The sequence below is a fragment of the Sphingomonas sp. RS6 genome (assembly GCF_054489705.1).
The window spans coordinates 397,639-412,680 of the sequence record NZ_JBTMWM010000002.1 but is presented as its reverse complement, the minus strand read 5'-3'; the positions used below and the strand labels follow the sequence as shown (position 1 = coordinate 412,680).

The window sequence follows — 15,042 nt, the reverse complement described above, 5'->3', positions numbered from 1 at the left end:
CATCGGGCCACATGCGCTTCGATTCCAATCGATCCAGCCCAAGGGGAAATCAGGTGCCAGCGACTCTCCTCGCCACCCATCGCGTCGAAAAGCCGTGGGGCCGCCACACATTGTGGCCCGGCTTCGCCGATCCTGCCGCCGATCGCGATCCGATCGGCGAAGTCTGGTTCCAGACGCCGGGCGACAGCCAGCCCGATCTGCTCATCAAATATCTGTTCACCAGCGAAAAACTGTCGGTTCAGGTCCACCCGAACGACGAACAGGCCCAGGCCGTCGGCCTGCCGCGCGGCAAGGACGAATGCTGGGTGATCCTCGCCGCCGAGCCCGATTCGACGATCGCGATCGGCACGCGCGAGCCGGTCGACCGCGAAACGCTGCGCGCCGCCGCGCTCGACGGGTCGATCGAACAGCTGGTCGACTGGAAGCCGGTCAAGGCCGGCGACTTCTTCTATTCGGCCTCGGGCACGATCCACGCGATCGGCGCGGGCATCACGCTGATCGAGGTGCAGCAGAACAGCGAGACCACCTATCGCCTGTACGATTATGGCCGCCCGCGCGAACTGCATCTCGACGAAGGGATCGCCGTGACCGATCCGGTGCCGTTCGTGCCGCATCCGATGCCGGGCAAGGTCGCCGAGGGGCGCACGATCATGGTCGAGGGGCCGAAATTCGTGCTCGAGCGCTGGACCGGCGGCCATCGCCGCTTCACGCTTCCCGCTGGCGTCACCGGCTGGCTGATCCCGGTGACCGGCAACGGCGTCGTCGACGGCGTCGCGTTCAAGGCGGGCGAGTGCCTGACGGTCGAGGGCAGCGCCGAGCTTCAGGCCGATGTCGGCAGCGATCTGCTGTTCGCCTATTCGGGCGACACCCGCATCGCCAGCATGGACGCTGGCTGAACCGCCGGTAGTTTTCGGTTCACGCAACCGCCATTGGCGGCGGCACGTTTGGACACGCATCGGAAATGATCAGGAGTGATCTGATGCGTTTGCTTTTCGTCGCCGCCGCCGCGGCCCTCACCCTCCCCGCGGCCCCCGCCCTGGCGCAGGGCCGCCACGAGCGCGAGGCGCGACAGGACTGCCGACACGATCTGCGCCATGCCGACAGCCGCCGCGAATATCGCCGCGAGGCGCGCGACTGCCGTCAGGACATTCGCGAGGCACGTCGCGACGACAATCGCCGCGCGTGGCAGCGCGATTGGCGCCGCTATCGCAACTATGACTATAACCGCCTGCCGCCGGGCGAGCGCGCCTACTATGCCGATCAATATTATCGCGACGGCCGCTATTATCGCGAGCGCCGGCTGACCCGCAACGATCGCATCTATCGCGGTCGCGACGGCCGCTATTATTGCCGCCGCAACGACGGCACGACCGGCCTGATCGTCGGCGGCGTCGCCGGTGGCCTGTTCGGCAACGCGCTGTCGAGCGGTCGCAACGCCACGCTCGGCACGCTGCTCGGCGCCGCCGCCGGCGCGGCACTCGGACAGTCGGTCGATCGCGGCAACGTCCGCTGCCGCTGAGGCAGATCGCCTGAACCATGCGGGGCCCGGTTCGCCGGGCCCCTTTTTCATGGCCTCAGATGAACCCGCCGGTCAGCATCAGCCGCAACCCGCTGATGACGAGCAGCACCAGGTTGAAGTTCCGCCCGCCCGTGTGGCGCGACAGCATGCCGACCACCGCGCCGGTGAGCGCGATCGGAAAGGCGATCCAGTTGATCAGCGGCACGAAGGGGAACGGAATGATCCCCACCAGCGCAAAGGGCAGCGCCACCAGCCCGATCAGCAGCGAAAGTGCGTTGAACATCGCCGGCATATGGGGCGGCGCAAGTGTGTTATCAAGATAGCACAGGATCCGACCCAGCGCCGCGCGTCAATCGTTCAGCCACGCCGCCGTGATGGCGCCGCGATGCCCCTCCGGCGCCAGCGCGGCGCGCAGCGCCTCCAGCAGCGGCGGCAGCGCCTGGGTGAAGGCATAGGGCGGATTGACGATGAACAGCCCCGCGCCGTTATAGATGCCGGGCTGGTCGGCATCGTACAGCCAATGCTCGACGGAAAGGAACTTCGGGATGCCGAGCCGGCGCAGCTTGCCCTTCCATTGCTGGTGCGTCGCGCGGTCCTTCAGCGGATACCAGATCACCGTCACGCCATGCGCCCATTTGCGGTGCGCCGCGGCCAGCGTCGCGGTGATGCGGGCGCGCTCGTCGGTCTGCTCATAGGGCGGATCGACCAGCACCACCCCGCGCGGCGTCCGGGTCGGCAGCAGCGCCAGCCACAGCTCATAGGCATCGCGCTCATGCACCGCCGCCGGCGTGCCTCGCATCGCGGCGCGCAGCGCGGTCGCATCCTCGGGATGCTTTTCGTTGAGGACCAGCGCATCCTGCGACCTGAGCAACTGCGCCAGGAACTGCGGCGATCCGGGATAGAGCTGCGGCGCATCCGCCCCGTCATTCACCGCCCGCACGGCGGCGCGATAGTCGTCCAGCAAGGGGTTCGCATCGGCAAAGGCGCGCACCACGCCCTGCGCCGCCTCGCCGGTACGCTGCGCCTGCTCGCCGCCCAGGTCATAGAGCCCGCAGCCGGCATGGGTGTCAATCAGCGTCAGCGCCCCCTGCTTTTGCTGGAGCCCGCGGACCAGCGCGATCAGCAGGCTGTGCTTGACGACATCGGCGCTGTTGCCGGCATGGAAGGAATGGCGATAATTCATGGAAATCCGGAAACTGCCTGCCTCTGTACGCGCGCCCGCGCGATCGAGCCGGTCGCGCGACGATGCGAGCAACCCGGCGCCTGTACGCGGCCAAGCCCCCGCGCGCGAGGCTTGAAATCAGCTTTCGCGCCCGGCGGCAACCGGCGACGCGCCGCAATCGCGCCAGCGCTGTCCATGCCATCGTAAAAGAGGGTCAAGGGTCTTGCGCGTTCGGCTTCAGCCCCATCGTTGCCGGACGGCAGGCGCCGCCCCGGTAGCGGTCTTTTCAATCCTCCCCCGGAGAGGGAGGGGGACCGGCGAAGCCGGTGGAGGGTATTCGCCGCGTGCGACATCGATGATCTAACGGATCGTGGCATCGTATCGCAAGTGGACACGGAGCGTTGCGTTTCCGAACCGCGCGCTACATCCTGCCTGCGATGCACAACCTTAGCAAAGCACGATTCCGCGCTCTTTTCGTGGCGATCCCGCTTCTCGCATCCTCCATCGTCCCAACGATGATTTTTGGGCTCGTCGCGGACCAATGGGGTACGAACCTGCTTTGGGGAAGCTACTTCGGCTTGGGTTGGTGCCTCTCGGCGTTTTGGACCGGCGGCATCTTTAATGACCATCTTTCAACGGCGGTTGGGTTGATTTGGGGATGGTTGGCCTTGATGCCCCTCTATTTCGCGGCGGGTTGGCTATGGGAGCGAACCACGGCGAACGCTCGAAGAATCGCAGTCGGAGCATTGTTGGTGTCAGCCGTGCTGATGGTGCCAGCGAAGGCGGTGATGGATTTGGATCAGCGCGGTATTCACCTGCCAGACTACGCGTCACATCTGGCCACTTCTTTTTAAGAACGTCTGCTACACGCGGTTCTGTACGGTGAAGCAGTCGGTTTCGAATCCACCACCTTTCAGACATTTCGAAGCCATTCGCACCGAGTAACCGAAAGCACCCAGCGGGGGTCATTTCATTCCTCCCCCGGAGGGGGAGGGGGACCGGCGAAGCCGGTGGAGGGGTAGTCGCCGCGGGCGACATCGACGATGTGACGGATCGCGGCTTCAAGGTCGGACAGGATGAACTGCGCGGGAATCCTGAGTACCCGAACGCCCTGCGAGCGAAGCCAGCGATCACGGATCGCGTCTCGCTCTGGCTGGTCGCCCCGAGCATGGGCTTCGCCGTCGACTTCGACGGCGAGGTTGCGCGGCGGACAGAAGAAATCGAGGACATAGATGCCCGCCGGATGCTGACGGCGAAAGCGCAACCCTTCAGGGCGGGTTCGAAGCGCCTGCCACAGGAGGACTTCGGGCAACGTCATCCGCCGACGCAGATGCCGGGCAAAATCCTGGGTTTTCTTCGGGCCGTGGAGCATGCGGCGACTACCCCTCCACCAGCCTGCGGCTGGTCCCCCTCCCCCTCCGGGGGATTAAAGAAAACATCATCCGCACATCCACGCAATGACTGCTTTCCACCAACTTCGGATACTCACGCGCCCCCCCTACCCCCGGCCAGCGACCTCCACGAACGCCCCCGGCGCGATCCCCGCGACTGACCAGTCGCCGATCGACCAGCGGACCAGCCGCAGCGTCGGCAGGCCCACCGCCGCCGTCATCCGGCGTACCTGGCGGTTGCGGCCTTCGCGGATGGTGATCTTCAGCCAGTTGTCGGGGATCGACTTGCGTGCACGGATCGGCGGATCGCGCTCCCACAGGTCCGGCGGGTCGATCCGCGCGACCTCGGCGGGCAGGGTCATGCCGTCCTTGAGCAGCACGCCCTTGCGCAACTGCTCCAGCGCCGCCGGCTGCGGATCGCCCTCGACCTGCACCAGATAGGTCTTGGGCATCTTGAAGCGCGGATCGGCGATGCGCGCCTGCAGCCGCCCGTCGTCGCACAGCAGCAACAGCCCCTCGCTGTCGCGGTCGAGCCGCCCGGCGGGATAGACGCCCTTCACCGCGATATGGTCGGACAAGGTCGCGCGCACCGTCGGCGATCCGCGATCGGTGAATTGCGACAGCACACCATAGGGTTTGTTGAACAGGAGCAGCCGGGCCATCCCCTGCGCATAGCGTCCGGCCGCGGCGCTGTCTTGCGGCACATGCCGCCGCCGCGAACCGCTTGCGCCGGCGCCATGTTCATGTTATGTTCCATTTCTAGCGCCTTTATGGCGCCCGCTCTTTGACATCCGTATCTTCCTCCCGCACGCGGCGAGACGCTGCCGGCCGTCCATCGACGGAATCGTGCACGAGCGTGAACTTTGGCAACTTTGACGTTGCCGGGCGCGCCGCTGTCCCGCGCCGGCGGGCATGGTCTCACCGCCAAACTTCCCCTTTCCCCCGTTTCACGCTAGGGGCGCGCAATGCCCAATTTCCTTCTCGTGATGCTCGGCGGTGCCATCGGCTCCGCGGCCCGCTACGGCGTCGGCCGCGTGGCGATGGCGATGGGCGGTTTTGCGTTTCCCTGGGGCACGCTCGCCGCCAATATTCTCGGCGGGCTGCTGATGGGGGTTCTGGCCGGCACCCTCGCCCGCATCGGCCAGGGCGGCGAGCCGTGGCGCCTGCTGCTCGGCGTCGGCGCGCTCGGCGGCTTCACCACCTTCTCGTCCTTCTCGCTCGAAACGATGAACATGATCGAGCGGGGCGACCTGCTCACCGCGCTCGGCTATGTCCTCGTCTCGGTGGTCGGCGCGATCGCCGCGCTGGCGGTCGGCCTTTATCTGGTCCGGGCGATCACGGCATGAGCGGCGGCAGCGACGTTCGCCAGTTCACCGTCGGCCTCGACGATGACGGCATCCGGCTTGATCGCTGGTTCAAGCGGCATCTGCCCGATGTGAGCTTCAACCTCGTGTCGCGCTGGGCGCGCACCGGCCAGCTTCGCGTCGACGGATCGCGCGCGACGCCGGGCGACCGCATCGCCGAGGGCCAGACGATCCGCGTGCCGCCCGCCGAGCCGGCCAAGCCCGCTGCCGCGGCACGGCCCAAGTCGAACCGCCCACCGCTCAGCGACGAACAGGTCGAACTGGCGCAGTCCATGGTGATCCACCGCGACGCTGCCGCGATCGTGCTCAACAAGCCGCCGGGCCTTGCGACCCAGGGCGGCACCAAGACGTTCGAGCATGTCGACGGCCTGCTCGACGCGCTCCAGTTCGACGCGGAGGGTCGGCCCAAGCTGGTCCACCGGCTCGACAAGGACACCTCCGGCGCGCTACTCGTCGCGCGCAACGCGCGGGCAGCGGCGTTCTTCGCCAAGAGCTTCTCCGGCCGCACCGCGCGCAAAATCTACTGGGCGCTGGTGATGGGCGTTCCGGATATCGAGGACGGCTTCATCGAGCTGCCGATCGGCAAGCAGCCGGGCACCGGCGGCGAGAAAATGCAGGTGGACATGGAGGAAGGCTCGCCCGCCCGCACCCGCTACCGGGTGATCGAGCAGGCCGGCAATCGCTGCGCCTGGGTCGAGCTCCAGCCCTTCACCGGCCGCACCCACCAGCTGCGCGTCCACATGGCGGCGATCGGCCATCCGATCGTCGGCGACGGCAAATACGGGCTTCAGGAGGCGTTCCTCACCGGCGGCATCAGCCGCAAGATGCACCTCCATGCCCGCCGCATCCGCATCGACCATCCCGATGGCGGGCGAATCGACGTGCGGGCGGAGCTGCCGCACCATTTCGCCGAATCGATGCAAACGCTCGGCTTCGATCAGGCGGTCGGCGACGCGCTCAAGATCGACGACGGCCCGCCGCCGATGAGCAAGGAACTGCTCAAGCAAAAGGCCAGGGCGCACGCCAAGACCGTCCGCAAGGAACGCCGCGGCGAACGGCGCGGCCGGGGCGCGAAGAAGTGAGGGCGCCGCGCGCATGAACCGCCTCGCGCTGTTCGATTGCGACGGCACGCTGGTCGACAGCCAGGCGAGCATCTGCCTCGCGATGGAGCATTGCTTCGCCGGCCAGAAGCTGGCGCCGCCCCCGCGCGAGGCGGTCCGCCGCATCGTCGGGCTCAGCCTGGTCGAGGCGATCGCCCAGCTGCTGCCCGAGGCCGATGACGATCTCCACCGCCACCTCGCCGAGGCATACAAGCAGGCCTATTTCGCGCTGCGCACCGCCGGCCATATCGAGGACGAGCCGCTCTATGACGGCATCCTCGAGACGATCGAGACGCTGGATGCCAATGGCTGGCTGCTCGGCGTCGCCACCGGCAAGTCGGATCGCGGCCTGATCCGCGTGCTCGAAGCGCATGGCCTGCGCGCTCGCTTCGTCACGCTCCAGACCGCCGACCGCCACCCGTCCAAGCCGCACCCGTCGATGATCGAAGCGGCGATGGCGGAAGCCGGCGCCGCGCCCGAGACGACGGTGATGATCGGCGACACCAGCTTCGACATGGCAATGGCGGTGGCGGCAGGCGCGCATCCGCTGGGTGTTGCATGGGGCTATCACACTCCCCATGATCTGCACGCGGCCGGCGCGGTGCGGGTCGTCGAGCATGCGTCGGGCATTGCGGCGCATCTGGAGGGGTTATGACCGAAGCGGATCGTGTGGCGCGCAATCGCTATTTTCTGATGACCGGCGCCAACATGGTCGGCGTCGCCGGCGCGGTGCTCGGCCTGCTGATCGCCGGCCGCGCGCAGACCACCGAACTGACGATGCTGGGCGGCACGCTGCTGCTCGCCTCGCTCTGGGTCATGGCGGTAATCCCCCGGATGCTCGCCCGCCGCTGGAGGACACCGCCCGAAGCATGAAACGTTTCTGGAAGACCGTGACGATTGCTGACGGCGCCATCGAACTCGATGGCCGCCCCGTCCGCACCCCCGCCCGCGCCGCGCTCGCTTTGCCGACGCCGCCGCTCGCCGAGGCGGTGGCGGCGGAATGGCGCCAGGTCGGCGAGACGGTCGATCCCCGCGCGATGCCGCTCACCGGCCTCGCCAATGCGGCGATCGATCAGGTCGCACCAAACCCCGCCCCCTACGCCGCCGATCTCGCCCGCTACGGCGAGAGCGACCTGCTCTGCTACCGCGCCGACCTGCCCGAGCCGCTGGTCGAGCGCCAGGCGGCGGCATGGGATCCGCTGCTCGACTGGGCACGCACCCGCTACGACGTGCATTTCGAGACGACCGCCGGCATCATGCACCGCCCCCAGCCGCCCGCGACGATCGCGCGGCTGAACGAGGTGGTCGCCGCGCTCGATCCCTTCCGTCTCGCCGGCCTGTCGCCGCTGGTGACGATCACCGGCTCGCTGGTCGCCGCGCTCGCGCTGCTCGAAGGGGCCGCCGATCGCGACACCGTGTGGCGCGCGGCCCAGCTCGACGAGGACTGGCAGGCCGAACAATGGGGCGAAGACGACCTCGCCACCCGCGCCCGCGAGGCACGCCGCGCCGATTTCGACGCGGCGGCGCGGTTCCTCAGCCTTCTCTGAACCGCCTCAGAGAACGTCCGCTTCCCCGGTCGGGTCGCCGCGCTTCATCAGCCCGCGGATGAAGCCGATCAGGCCGGTCTGACGCGAGCGCTTGAGCCGTTCGGCCTTCAGGATGTTGTGGACCGCCTCGAAACAGGCATCGGCATCGTCGTTGACCAGCACATAGTCATAGCCATCCCAATGGCTGACCTCGTTCGCCGCCCGCGCCATGCGGTGGGCGATCACCTCGGGCGAATCGGTGTTGCGGCCCTCCAGCCGCCGGTGCAGCTCGGCCATCGACGGCGGCAGGATGAACACGCGCACCACGTCGCCGCCCATCGTCTGGTGCAGCTGCTGCGCGCCCTGCCAGTCGATGTCGAACAGCATGTCGCGGCCGGTGGCGAGCACCGCGTCGACCGGGCCCTTGGGCGTGCCATAGCGATGCTTGAAGACGTGCGCCCATTCGATGAAATGGTGCTGCGCCACCATCTCGCGAAACCGGTCGACGCTCACGAACGTATAGTCGACGCCGTTGACCTCGCCCTGCCGCGGCTCGCGCGTGGTGACCGAGACGGAGACGGCGAGATCGGGTTCCGCCGCCAGCAGCTTGCGGGCGATGGTCGACTTGCCCGCGCCCGATGGCGAGGAAAGCACGAACAGCACCCCGCGGCGATGGAATCCATGCGGGTCGTTCTGTTGCGAATGGGCCATGCGGGCCTTTGGCGTAGCGGCGCCCAGGCCGTCAAGCCCGGGCGCCGCGTCAGCTCATGCGCCGAGACCCGTATCGGGACCGTGTTCGACACTCAACTTGCGCTTCAGATAGGCCGCGCCGATCGCCCCGGCGCCCAGCACGAACGCCGCCGGAACCACGCGCTTGCCGACTTCCCACACGGCAACGCCGACCGCTGCGCCCAGCGCGCCGCCCTCGCCGTCCCGGCGATCGATCTTGCTGCCGATCCATCCTGCGATTGCCTTGCCGATCATCTTCGTCTCCTTCGCCCGGATCAACGGGAAAGCTGGACGCGCGTTCCCGCCGCTTGCCGCAGCCGTTCAACGGCCCGTCATCGTCTCCGGCCGGACGAACCTGTCGAACGTCGCCTCGTCGACCAGCCCCAGCGCCAGCCCGGACTCCTTCAGCGTAAGCCCCTTCTCATGCGCGTGCTTGGCGATCTTTGCGGCATTGTCGTAGCCGATCGCCGGCGCCAACGCGGTCACCAGCATCAGCGAGCGATCGACCAGCTCCTTGATCCGCGCCTCGTTCGCCACCGCGCCGTCCACCGCGCGCTCGGCGAAGTTGGTCATGCCCACCGACATCAGCGTGATCGAACGGAGCACGTTCGCGCCGATCAGCGGCTTGAACACGTTGAGCTCGAAATGGCCCTGCATGCCGCCCACGGTGACGGCGGTGTGGTTGCCGATCACCTGCGCCGCGACCATCGTCAGCGATTCGCTCTGGGTGGGGTTGACCTTGCCCGGCATGATCGAACTGCCCGGCTCGTTCGCGGGCAGTTCCAGTTCGCCCAGCCCCGAACGCGGACCCGAGCCGAGCAGGCGGATGTCGTTGGCGATCTTAGTGAGCGACACCGCCAGCGTGTTGCAGACGCCGGAGAGGTTCACCAGCTGATCCTTGGTCGCCAGCATCTCGAACTTGTTGGGCGCCGAGACGAACGGCAGGCCGGTGATCCTGGCGATCTCCGCCGCCACATCCTCGGCATAGCCCGGCGGCGAGTTGAGCCCGGTGCCCACCGCGGTGCCTCCCAGCGCCAGCTTGAACACATCGAGTTCGAGCACGCTGTGGAACCGCGCCCGCGCAGAGTCGAGCATCGCCGCATAGCCCGAAAATTCCTGCCCCAGCGTCAGCGGCGTCGCGTCCTGCAAATGGGTGCGGCCGATCTTGACGATATGGTCCCATTCGCGCGCCTTGCGGTCGAGCGAGGCGTGCAGCCGCTCGAGTGCCGGGAACAGGTCAAGCGTCACCGCGCGCGCCGCAGCGATGTGCAGCGCAGTCGGGAAGCTGTCGTTCGACGATTGCGCCATGTTGACGTGATCGTTGGGGTGGATCGGGCTCTTGCCGCCGCGATTTCCAGTGAGGATCTCGTTGGCCCGGCCGGCGATCACCTCGTTGACGTTCATGTTGGTCTGGGTGCCGCTGCCGGTCTGCCAGATCACCAGCGGGAACTGGTCGTCGAGCTTGCCGTCGATCACCTCCTGCGCCACCTGGTCGATCACTTGCGCGATCTCGGGGTCGAGCCCGTGCTTAACATTCACCCGCGCCGCTGCCTGCTTCACGATCGCCTGGGCATGGACGATGCCGATCGGCATCCGCTCCTCGGCCCCGAACGGGAAGTTCTGGATCGATCGCTGCGTCTGCGCCCCCCAATAGGCATTGGCGGGTACGTCGATCGCGCCGATCGAGTCGGTTTCGGTGCGGGTGTCGGTCATCGGTCCTCCAGACTGCGGAAACGTCGCGTCACAGCAACTGGGCATCGCCGCCGGCATCGGCAAGGCCGGCGGCAACCGGCTGCGAAACAATATGTAACTTGATCCGAACGGAGCCCCGGCGAACAGAATTCGTTCTCGTTACCACCGCCACCGGCGCATCCACGACGCCGGGGCAAGCAGGAGATGAGCCATGATGACGCTGTTATCCCTCGCGTTGATTGCCGGCGCGGCGACCGTCGCCGAACCCGCCAGCGGGATCGCGCATGTCGAGCGCCTCGATCACGCCAGCGGCACGGTCGATGCACGCTACCGGCTGGATCTCGACATCAGCCACCGCCAGATCGGTGCCGTCGCCCCGGGCGGCCGCGCCGGCACGCTGCGCTGCGTATGGCAGGCCGATCTGATCGTCGATCGCACCGCCGCCCGCGCCGACGGGTCGGTGCTCCGCCGCAACGTCCGGCACGATGCGATGATGTCGGGCAGTCGCCCCGGCTGGTGCACCGCGCAGCGCGAAGCAATCCGCCGCGAGGTTGCAGCGCGGTCGAACGCGATGCAGGAACAGATGATCGAGCTTGCCCGGCGCGATATCGATGCGCTCCGCGCAGAGCTCGACGATCTGTCGAATAGGAATATCGGATGAATCAATCGATCGGCCTCCGGGCCGGCTGTACCGCGTTATTGTTTCTCGTTGCCCTGCCGGCGGCACATGCGCAGGTTCTGCCTTCGCTGTCCGGCGGGGTCGAGCTTTCCACCGACGAAAGCCGCCGCGGCATCAGCTGGAGCGAAAACCAGCTGACCGGCTCGGCCGATGTCAGCGCCGGCATCCTCGGCTTCGACGCCTCGGCGCGGGTGGCGATGACGCGCGAATCGGTGCGCCATGGCGGCGCCGACACCGTCGTCGATCTCGAGGCGGGCCGCCAGTTCGGGCTGGGGCCGGTCAATCTGCGCGGCTTCGTCACCGGGCACCTGTTCACCGGCGCCGCGCGCAGCATGGATTATTTCGAATTCGGCGGCACCGGCAGCTTCACCTTCGGCCCGCTCCAGGTGAATGGCGGCGCCACCTATGCGCCCGATCAGGGGCCGATCGGCGGCGACAATCTCTATCTGCACGCAGGCGCCGCGATCGGCATTCCGTCGACGCCGTTCACCCTGTCGGGCTCGGTCGGCCACAGCTCGGGCAGCACCGACGATTCCCGCTCGGCACGACTGCGGCCCGATGGCGATTATTCGGACTGGCGGATCGGGGTCGAACATATCAGCGGCCCGCTGACGCTCGGCGTCGATTATGTCGGCACCGATATCAACACCGATGCCGTCAGCAGCTCGCCCTATGCCGATCTGCGGCACGCGGGCGACCGTGTGATGGGCCACGCGCGCCTGTCGTTCTGACGATCCCGCCCGGCCCGCCGCGTGCGGGCCGGAACCGGGTCATTTCTTCCGCTTGAAATCCACCGAGACGACGTTCGATCCGTCATCGGCGGGCTTCACCACCGGACCCTCGCCGTCATTCTCGGCATCGTCATGCTCGTGCGGCTCGGGGCCGTCGGGGCCATCCTGCGCCTGGAAGCGCAGCTCGAAATTGACCGCCGGATCGTGGAATCCGGTGATCGCGACGAACGGGATCACCAGCGTCGACGGGATCTGGTTGAAGCTCAGCCCCACCGAGAATTTGCGGTCGTCGACCGTAAGGTCCCAGTAACGGTGCTGGAGCACGATCGTCATCTCGTCCGGGAAACGCTCCATCAGCCGCTGCGGGATATCCACCCCCGGCGTCTGCGTCTTGAACGTGATGTAGAAATGATGCGCGCCCGGCAGGCCGCCCGATTCCGCCACCGATCCGAGCACACGGCCCACCACGGCGCGCAAGGCTTCCTGCACGATCTCGTCATACGGAATCAAACTATCGGGCACATTCCCTGTCATGCTCCTTTGGGTAGCGGCTGAAAATGCGGGGTCAAGATTGCATGCGACGCTTGCGCCGCTATGTGCAGCGCATGCGCACCGCGACGATCAGCCGAAAGACGAGCGAAACCTCGATCGACGTCACCGTGAACCTCGACGGCACGGGGGCCTATCACATCGAAACCGGCATCGGTTTTTTCGATCACATGCTCGAACAGCTCAGCCGCCACTCGCTGATCGACCTCGACGTGAAGACCGTGGGCGACCTCCATATCGACCAGCACCACACGGTGGAGGATACCGGGCTCGCGATCGGCGAGGCGATTGCCAAGGCGCTGGGCGACAAGAAGGGCATCCGCCGCTATGCCGACGCGCTGTCGCCGATGGACGAGACGCTGACCCGCGTGGCGATCGACATTTCCGGTCGCCCCTATCTCGTGTGGAAGACCGAATTCTCGCAGAAGAAGCTCGGCGAGATGGACACCGAGATGTTCGAGCACTGGTTCCACAGCTTCGCCCAGACCGCCGGGCTGACGCTGCACGTCGAGACGCTGTACGGCAGCAACAACCACCATATCGCCGAAGCCGCGTTCAAGGGCTTGGCGCGCGCACTGCGCGAGGCGGTGGAGATCGATCCCCGCAAGGCGGGCGTGATCCCGTCGACCAAGGGCGTGCTGTGATGATCCTGGTGCTGCTGACCTACAAGGTGGACATCGCGCAGATCGATTCGCTGCGCCCTGCGCATGTCGACTGGCTCAAGCAGGGCGTCGCCGACGGCCGCCTGCTGGTCGCGGGCCGCAAGGTGCCGGTGACCGGCGGCTTCTTCATGGCGCGCGGGTCGCTCGAAGAAGTGCAGGCCTGGGCGGCGGGCGATCCCTTCGCGACGGCAGGCGCGGCCGAATATGCCTTCATCGAAGTCGCCCCGAGCATCCTCGCGCCGGGGCTGGAAGCGCTCGGCCAGTGAGGGTCGCGCTGATCGATTACGGCGCGGGCAACCTCCACTCGGTGCACAATGCGCTGAAGGCGGCGGGTGCGACCGACATCGCGGTGACGGCCGATCCGATCGTGGTGCTGGGCGCCGACCGGGTGGTGCTGCCCGGCGTCGGCGCGTTCGGCGCCTGCGCCTCGGGCCTGCGTGCGCTGCCGGGCATGATCGAGGCGCTGGAGGCGCGAGTGCTGCGCGACGCGGTGCCGTTCCTCGGCGTGTGCGTCGGTATGCAGCTGCTGGCGACGACCGGCGAAGAGCTGGGCAGCCATGCCGGGCTAGGCTGGATCCCCGGCACGGTGCGGCAGCTGCCCGCCGGTCCGGAACTCCGCGTGCCGCACATGGGCTGGAACGACGTGGTGCCGGTGGCCGACCACCCGCTGATCGAGCGCGGCGAGGCCTATTTCCTCCACAGCTTCGCGTTCGACGGCGACGCGGTGCTCGCCACCACCGAACATGGCGGCCCGGTGACCGCCGCGATCGGCCGCGACAATATCGTGGGCCTGCAGTTCCACCCCGAGAAGAGCCAGCGCTACGGCATCGCGCTGCTCGAACGGTTCCTGGCGTGGAAGCCGTGAGAACCATTCCCCTCCTCCCCCTTAACGGGGGAGGATACCGTAGCTTGGCGCGTCAGCGCCTAGCGAAGGTTGGAGAGGGTGAGCGCGGCGTAGCCGCGCGCGCTTGCCAGGCAAGCGCAACCCCTCTCCCGCTGCGACTAGGCTCGCTTCGCTCCCCAAGTCTCGCGGCCTCCCCCGCAAGGGGGGAGGCAGTTTGGAAGAAATGATGACCCTGCACATCTTCCCCGCCATCGATCTCAAGGCCGGTCAGGTCGTCCGCCTCGCCGAAGGCGATATGGCGCGCGCCACCGTCTATGGCGACGACCCCGCCGCCCAGGCCGCGCTGTTCGCCGAGGCCGGCGCCGAATGGCTGCACGTGGTCGATCTCGACGGCGCCTTCGCGGGCGAATCGGTCAACGGCCTCGCCGTCGCCAACATCCTGGCGAAGACGCCCGCCAAGGTGCAGCTCGGCGGCGGCATCCGCACCCATGAGTCGATCGCCCGCTGGCTCGACATGGGCGTCACCCGCGTCGTGATCGGCACCGCCGCGCTGGAGAATCCGGACCTCGTCCGCGAAGCCGCCCGCGCGCATCCCGGCCAGATCGTCGTCGCGGTCGACGCGCGCGACGGCATGGTGGCGACACATGGCTGGGCCGATGTGTCGGACGTCAGCGTCGTAGATCTCGCCCGTCGCTTCGAGGATGCCGGCGTCGCCGCTTTGCTCTTCACCGATGTCGGCCGCGACGGGCTGCTCAAGGGGTGCAATGTCGAAGCGACGGTGGCGCTGGCCCGCGCCGTCTCGATCCCGGTGATCGCCAGCGGCGGCGTCACCGACATCCACGACATCCATGCGCTGCGCGGCCACGTGAGCGACGGCATCGAAGGCGTGATCTCCGGCCGCGCGCTCTATGACGGCCGGCTCGACCTGGCGAAGGCAATCGCGGCGGGCCGGGGGGCCGCATGAGGTTCACGCGAAGGCGCGAAGGCGCTAAGATTTTTTGCGCGCAGAGGCGCGGAGACGCAGAGGAGGCGCGAAGCCGCGCGGCGTCAGCCGCCCTCAATGCAGCAGCAGCGCGCGATGTCCTTTCGGGTGC

At 67.6% G+C, this 15,042-nt stretch carries 22 protein-coding genes; 14 read left to right on the top strand and 8 right to left on the bottom strand.

Translation table 11 applies throughout. From position 1 onward, the window contains the following. Window positions 1-53 precede the first annotated feature (53 nt). Both ACX40Y_RS06770 and ACX40Y_RS06765 read left to right on the top strand, forming a co-directional pair. Window positions 54-896: a class I mannose-6-phosphate isomerase gene (locus ACX40Y_RS06770; protein WP_459118774.1), complete on the top strand. Its 843-nt coding sequence runs from the start codon at window positions 54-56 to the stop codon at window positions 894-896. Window positions 897-979: 83 nt separating this feature from the next. Next, on the top strand, window positions 980-1,519 hold the full coding sequence (locus ACX40Y_RS06765; protein ID WP_459118773.1) for a glycine zipper 2TM domain-containing protein: 540 nt from the start codon (window positions 980-982) through the stop codon (window positions 1,517-1,519). A 55-nt stretch (window positions 1,520-1,574) separates the two neighbouring features. Here ACX40Y_RS06765 and ACX40Y_RS06760 read toward each other — a convergent pair whose 3' ends face one another. After that, window positions 1,575-1,802: a hypothetical protein gene (locus ACX40Y_RS06760; RefSeq protein WP_459118772.1), complete on the bottom strand. Its 228-nt coding sequence runs from the start codon at window positions 1,800-1,802 to the stop codon at window positions 1,575-1,577. Between the two features lie 66 nt (window positions 1,803-1,868). Then, on the bottom strand, window positions 1,869-2,702 hold the full coding sequence (locus ACX40Y_RS06755; protein ID WP_459118771.1) for a 23S rRNA (adenine(2030)-N(6))-methyltransferase RlmJ: 834 nt from the start codon (window positions 2,700-2,702) through the stop codon (window positions 1,869-1,871). 416 nt (window positions 2,703-3,118) lie between these two features. On the opposite strand from ACX40Y_RS06755, the gene ACX40Y_RS06750 reads away from it, so the two are divergent. Next, the gene (locus ACX40Y_RS06750) at window positions 3,119-3,535 is read left to right on the top strand and encodes a hypothetical protein (protein ID WP_459118770.1); all 417 of its coding nucleotides are present in this window, start codon (window positions 3,119-3,121) and stop codon (window positions 3,533-3,535) included. A gap of 116 nt (window positions 3,536-3,651) precedes the next feature. On the opposite strand, the gene ACX40Y_RS06745 is transcribed toward ACX40Y_RS06750, so the two are convergent. Continuing rightward, window positions 3,652-4,053, bottom strand: a complete 402-nt coding sequence (locus tag ACX40Y_RS06745) for an endonuclease domain-containing protein (RefSeq protein WP_459118769.1) — start codon at window positions 4,051-4,053, stop codon at window positions 3,652-3,654. 126 nt (window positions 4,054-4,179) lie between these two features. Next, window positions 4,180-4,734 (bottom strand): pseudouridine synthase, encoded by a 555-nt coding sequence (locus tag ACX40Y_RS06740; protein ID WP_459118884.1) that lies wholly within the window; start codon window positions 4,732-4,734, stop codon window positions 4,180-4,182. Between the two features lie 303 nt (window positions 4,735-5,037). Here ACX40Y_RS06740 and crcB point away from each other — a divergent pair, with 303 nt between their 5' ends. Genes crcB through ACX40Y_RS06715 form a run of 5 tightly spaced genes read left to right on the top strand, consistent with a single transcriptional unit; the run spans window position 5,038 to window position 8,083 of the window. After that, a complete protein-coding gene (gene crcB, locus ACX40Y_RS06735) occupies window positions 5,038-5,418 on the top strand; it encodes a fluoride efflux transporter CrcB (RefSeq protein WP_459118768.1) in 381 nt (126 codons plus the stop codon). Next, window positions 5,415-6,518 carry an RluA family pseudouridine synthase gene (locus tag ACX40Y_RS06730; RefSeq protein ID WP_459118767.1) on the top strand — a complete coding sequence of 368 codons (1,104 nt, stop codon included), beginning with the start codon at window positions 5,415-5,417 and terminating at the stop codon, window positions 6,516-6,518. The genes crcB and ACX40Y_RS06730 overlap by 4 nt, the downstream gene beginning before the upstream one ends. Before the next feature lie 13 nt (window positions 6,519-6,531). Then, window positions 6,532-7,191 carry an HAD-IA family hydrolase gene (locus ACX40Y_RS06725; RefSeq protein ID WP_459118766.1) on the top strand — a complete coding sequence of 220 codons (660 nt, stop codon included), beginning with the start codon at window positions 6,532-6,534 and terminating at the stop codon, window positions 7,189-7,191. Next, window positions 7,188-7,409, top strand: a complete 222-nt coding sequence (locus tag ACX40Y_RS06720) for a hypothetical protein (RefSeq protein WP_459118765.1) — start codon at window positions 7,188-7,190, stop codon at window positions 7,407-7,409. Before ACX40Y_RS06725 ends, ACX40Y_RS06720 begins: the two co-directional genes overlap by 4 nt. Further along, the gene (locus ACX40Y_RS06715; RefSeq protein ID WP_459118764.1) at window positions 7,406-8,083 is read left to right on the top strand and encodes an ATP12 family chaperone protein; all 678 of its coding nucleotides are present in this window, start codon (window positions 7,406-7,408) and stop codon (window positions 8,081-8,083) included. Before ACX40Y_RS06720 ends, ACX40Y_RS06715 begins: the two co-directional genes overlap by 4 nt. 6 nt (window positions 8,084-8,089) lie before the next feature. Here ACX40Y_RS06715 and gmk read toward each other — a convergent pair whose 3' ends face one another. The 3 genes from gmk to fumC form a co-directional block, all read right to left on the bottom strand. Then, a complete protein-coding gene (gene gmk, locus ACX40Y_RS06710) occupies window positions 8,090-8,773 on the bottom strand; it encodes a guanylate kinase (protein ID WP_459118763.1) in 684 nt (227 codons plus the stop codon). A gap of 54 nt (window positions 8,774-8,827) precedes the next feature. Further along, the gene (locus tag ACX40Y_RS06705) at window positions 8,828-9,046 is read right to left on the bottom strand and encodes a hypothetical protein (RefSeq protein ID WP_459118762.1); all 219 of its coding nucleotides are present in this window, start codon (window positions 9,044-9,046) and stop codon (window positions 8,828-8,830) included. Between the two features lie 66 nt (window positions 9,047-9,112). Next, a complete protein-coding gene (gene fumC, locus ACX40Y_RS06700; protein WP_459118761.1) occupies window positions 9,113-10,504 on the bottom strand; it encodes a class II fumarate hydratase in 1,392 nt (463 codons plus the stop codon). A 193-nt stretch (window positions 10,505-10,697) separates the two neighbouring features. Between fumC and ACX40Y_RS06695 the strand changes: the two genes are divergently transcribed. Together ACX40Y_RS06695 and ACX40Y_RS06690 are read left to right on the top strand one after the other, a co-directional pair. Continuing rightward, window positions 10,698-11,144 (top strand): hypothetical protein, encoded by a 447-nt coding sequence (locus ACX40Y_RS06695; protein ID WP_459118760.1) that lies wholly within the window; start codon window positions 10,698-10,700, stop codon window positions 11,142-11,144. Next, window positions 11,141-11,893, top strand: coding sequence for a TorF family putative porin (locus tag ACX40Y_RS06690; RefSeq protein WP_459118759.1), 753 nt, complete (start codon window positions 11,141-11,143; stop codon window positions 11,891-11,893). Before ACX40Y_RS06695 ends, ACX40Y_RS06690 begins: the two co-directional genes overlap by 4 nt. A 39-nt stretch (window positions 11,894-11,932) precedes the next feature. Here the strand turns inward: ACX40Y_RS06690 and ACX40Y_RS06685 are convergent, their stop codons facing one another. After that, window positions 11,933-12,427, bottom strand: a complete 495-nt coding sequence (locus ACX40Y_RS06685; RefSeq protein ID WP_459118758.1) for an SspB family protein — start codon at window positions 12,425-12,427, stop codon at window positions 11,933-11,935. Window positions 12,428-12,498: 71 nt separating this feature from the next. Here ACX40Y_RS06685 and hisB point away from each other — a divergent pair, with 71 nt between their 5' ends. From hisB to hisA, 4 genes are all read left to right on the top strand, one after another. Continuing rightward, on the top strand, window positions 12,499-13,086 hold the full coding sequence (gene hisB, locus ACX40Y_RS06680) for an imidazoleglycerol-phosphate dehydratase HisB (protein WP_459118883.1): 588 nt from the start codon (window positions 12,499-12,501) through the stop codon (window positions 13,084-13,086). Continuing rightward, on the top strand, window positions 13,086-13,370 hold the full coding sequence (locus ACX40Y_RS06675) for a YciI family protein (protein ID WP_459118757.1): 285 nt from the start codon (window positions 13,086-13,088) through the stop codon (window positions 13,368-13,370). The genes hisB and ACX40Y_RS06675 overlap by 1 nt, the downstream gene beginning before the upstream one ends. Continuing rightward, complete coding sequence (gene hisH / locus ACX40Y_RS06670) at window positions 13,367-13,969, top strand: imidazole glycerol phosphate synthase subunit HisH (protein WP_459118756.1); 603 nt, start codon at window positions 13,367-13,369, stop codon at window positions 13,967-13,969. The genes ACX40Y_RS06675 and hisH overlap by 4 nt, the downstream gene beginning before the upstream one ends. Before the next feature lie 205 nt (window positions 13,970-14,174). Further along, entirely contained in the window at window positions 14,175-14,912 is a 738-nt protein-coding gene (gene hisA, locus ACX40Y_RS06665; protein ID WP_459118755.1) for a 1-(5-phosphoribosyl)-5-[(5-phosphoribosylamino)methylideneamino]imidazole-4-carboxamide isomerase, read from the top strand. The last annotated feature ends 130 nt before the right edge of the window (window positions 14,913-15,042 follow it).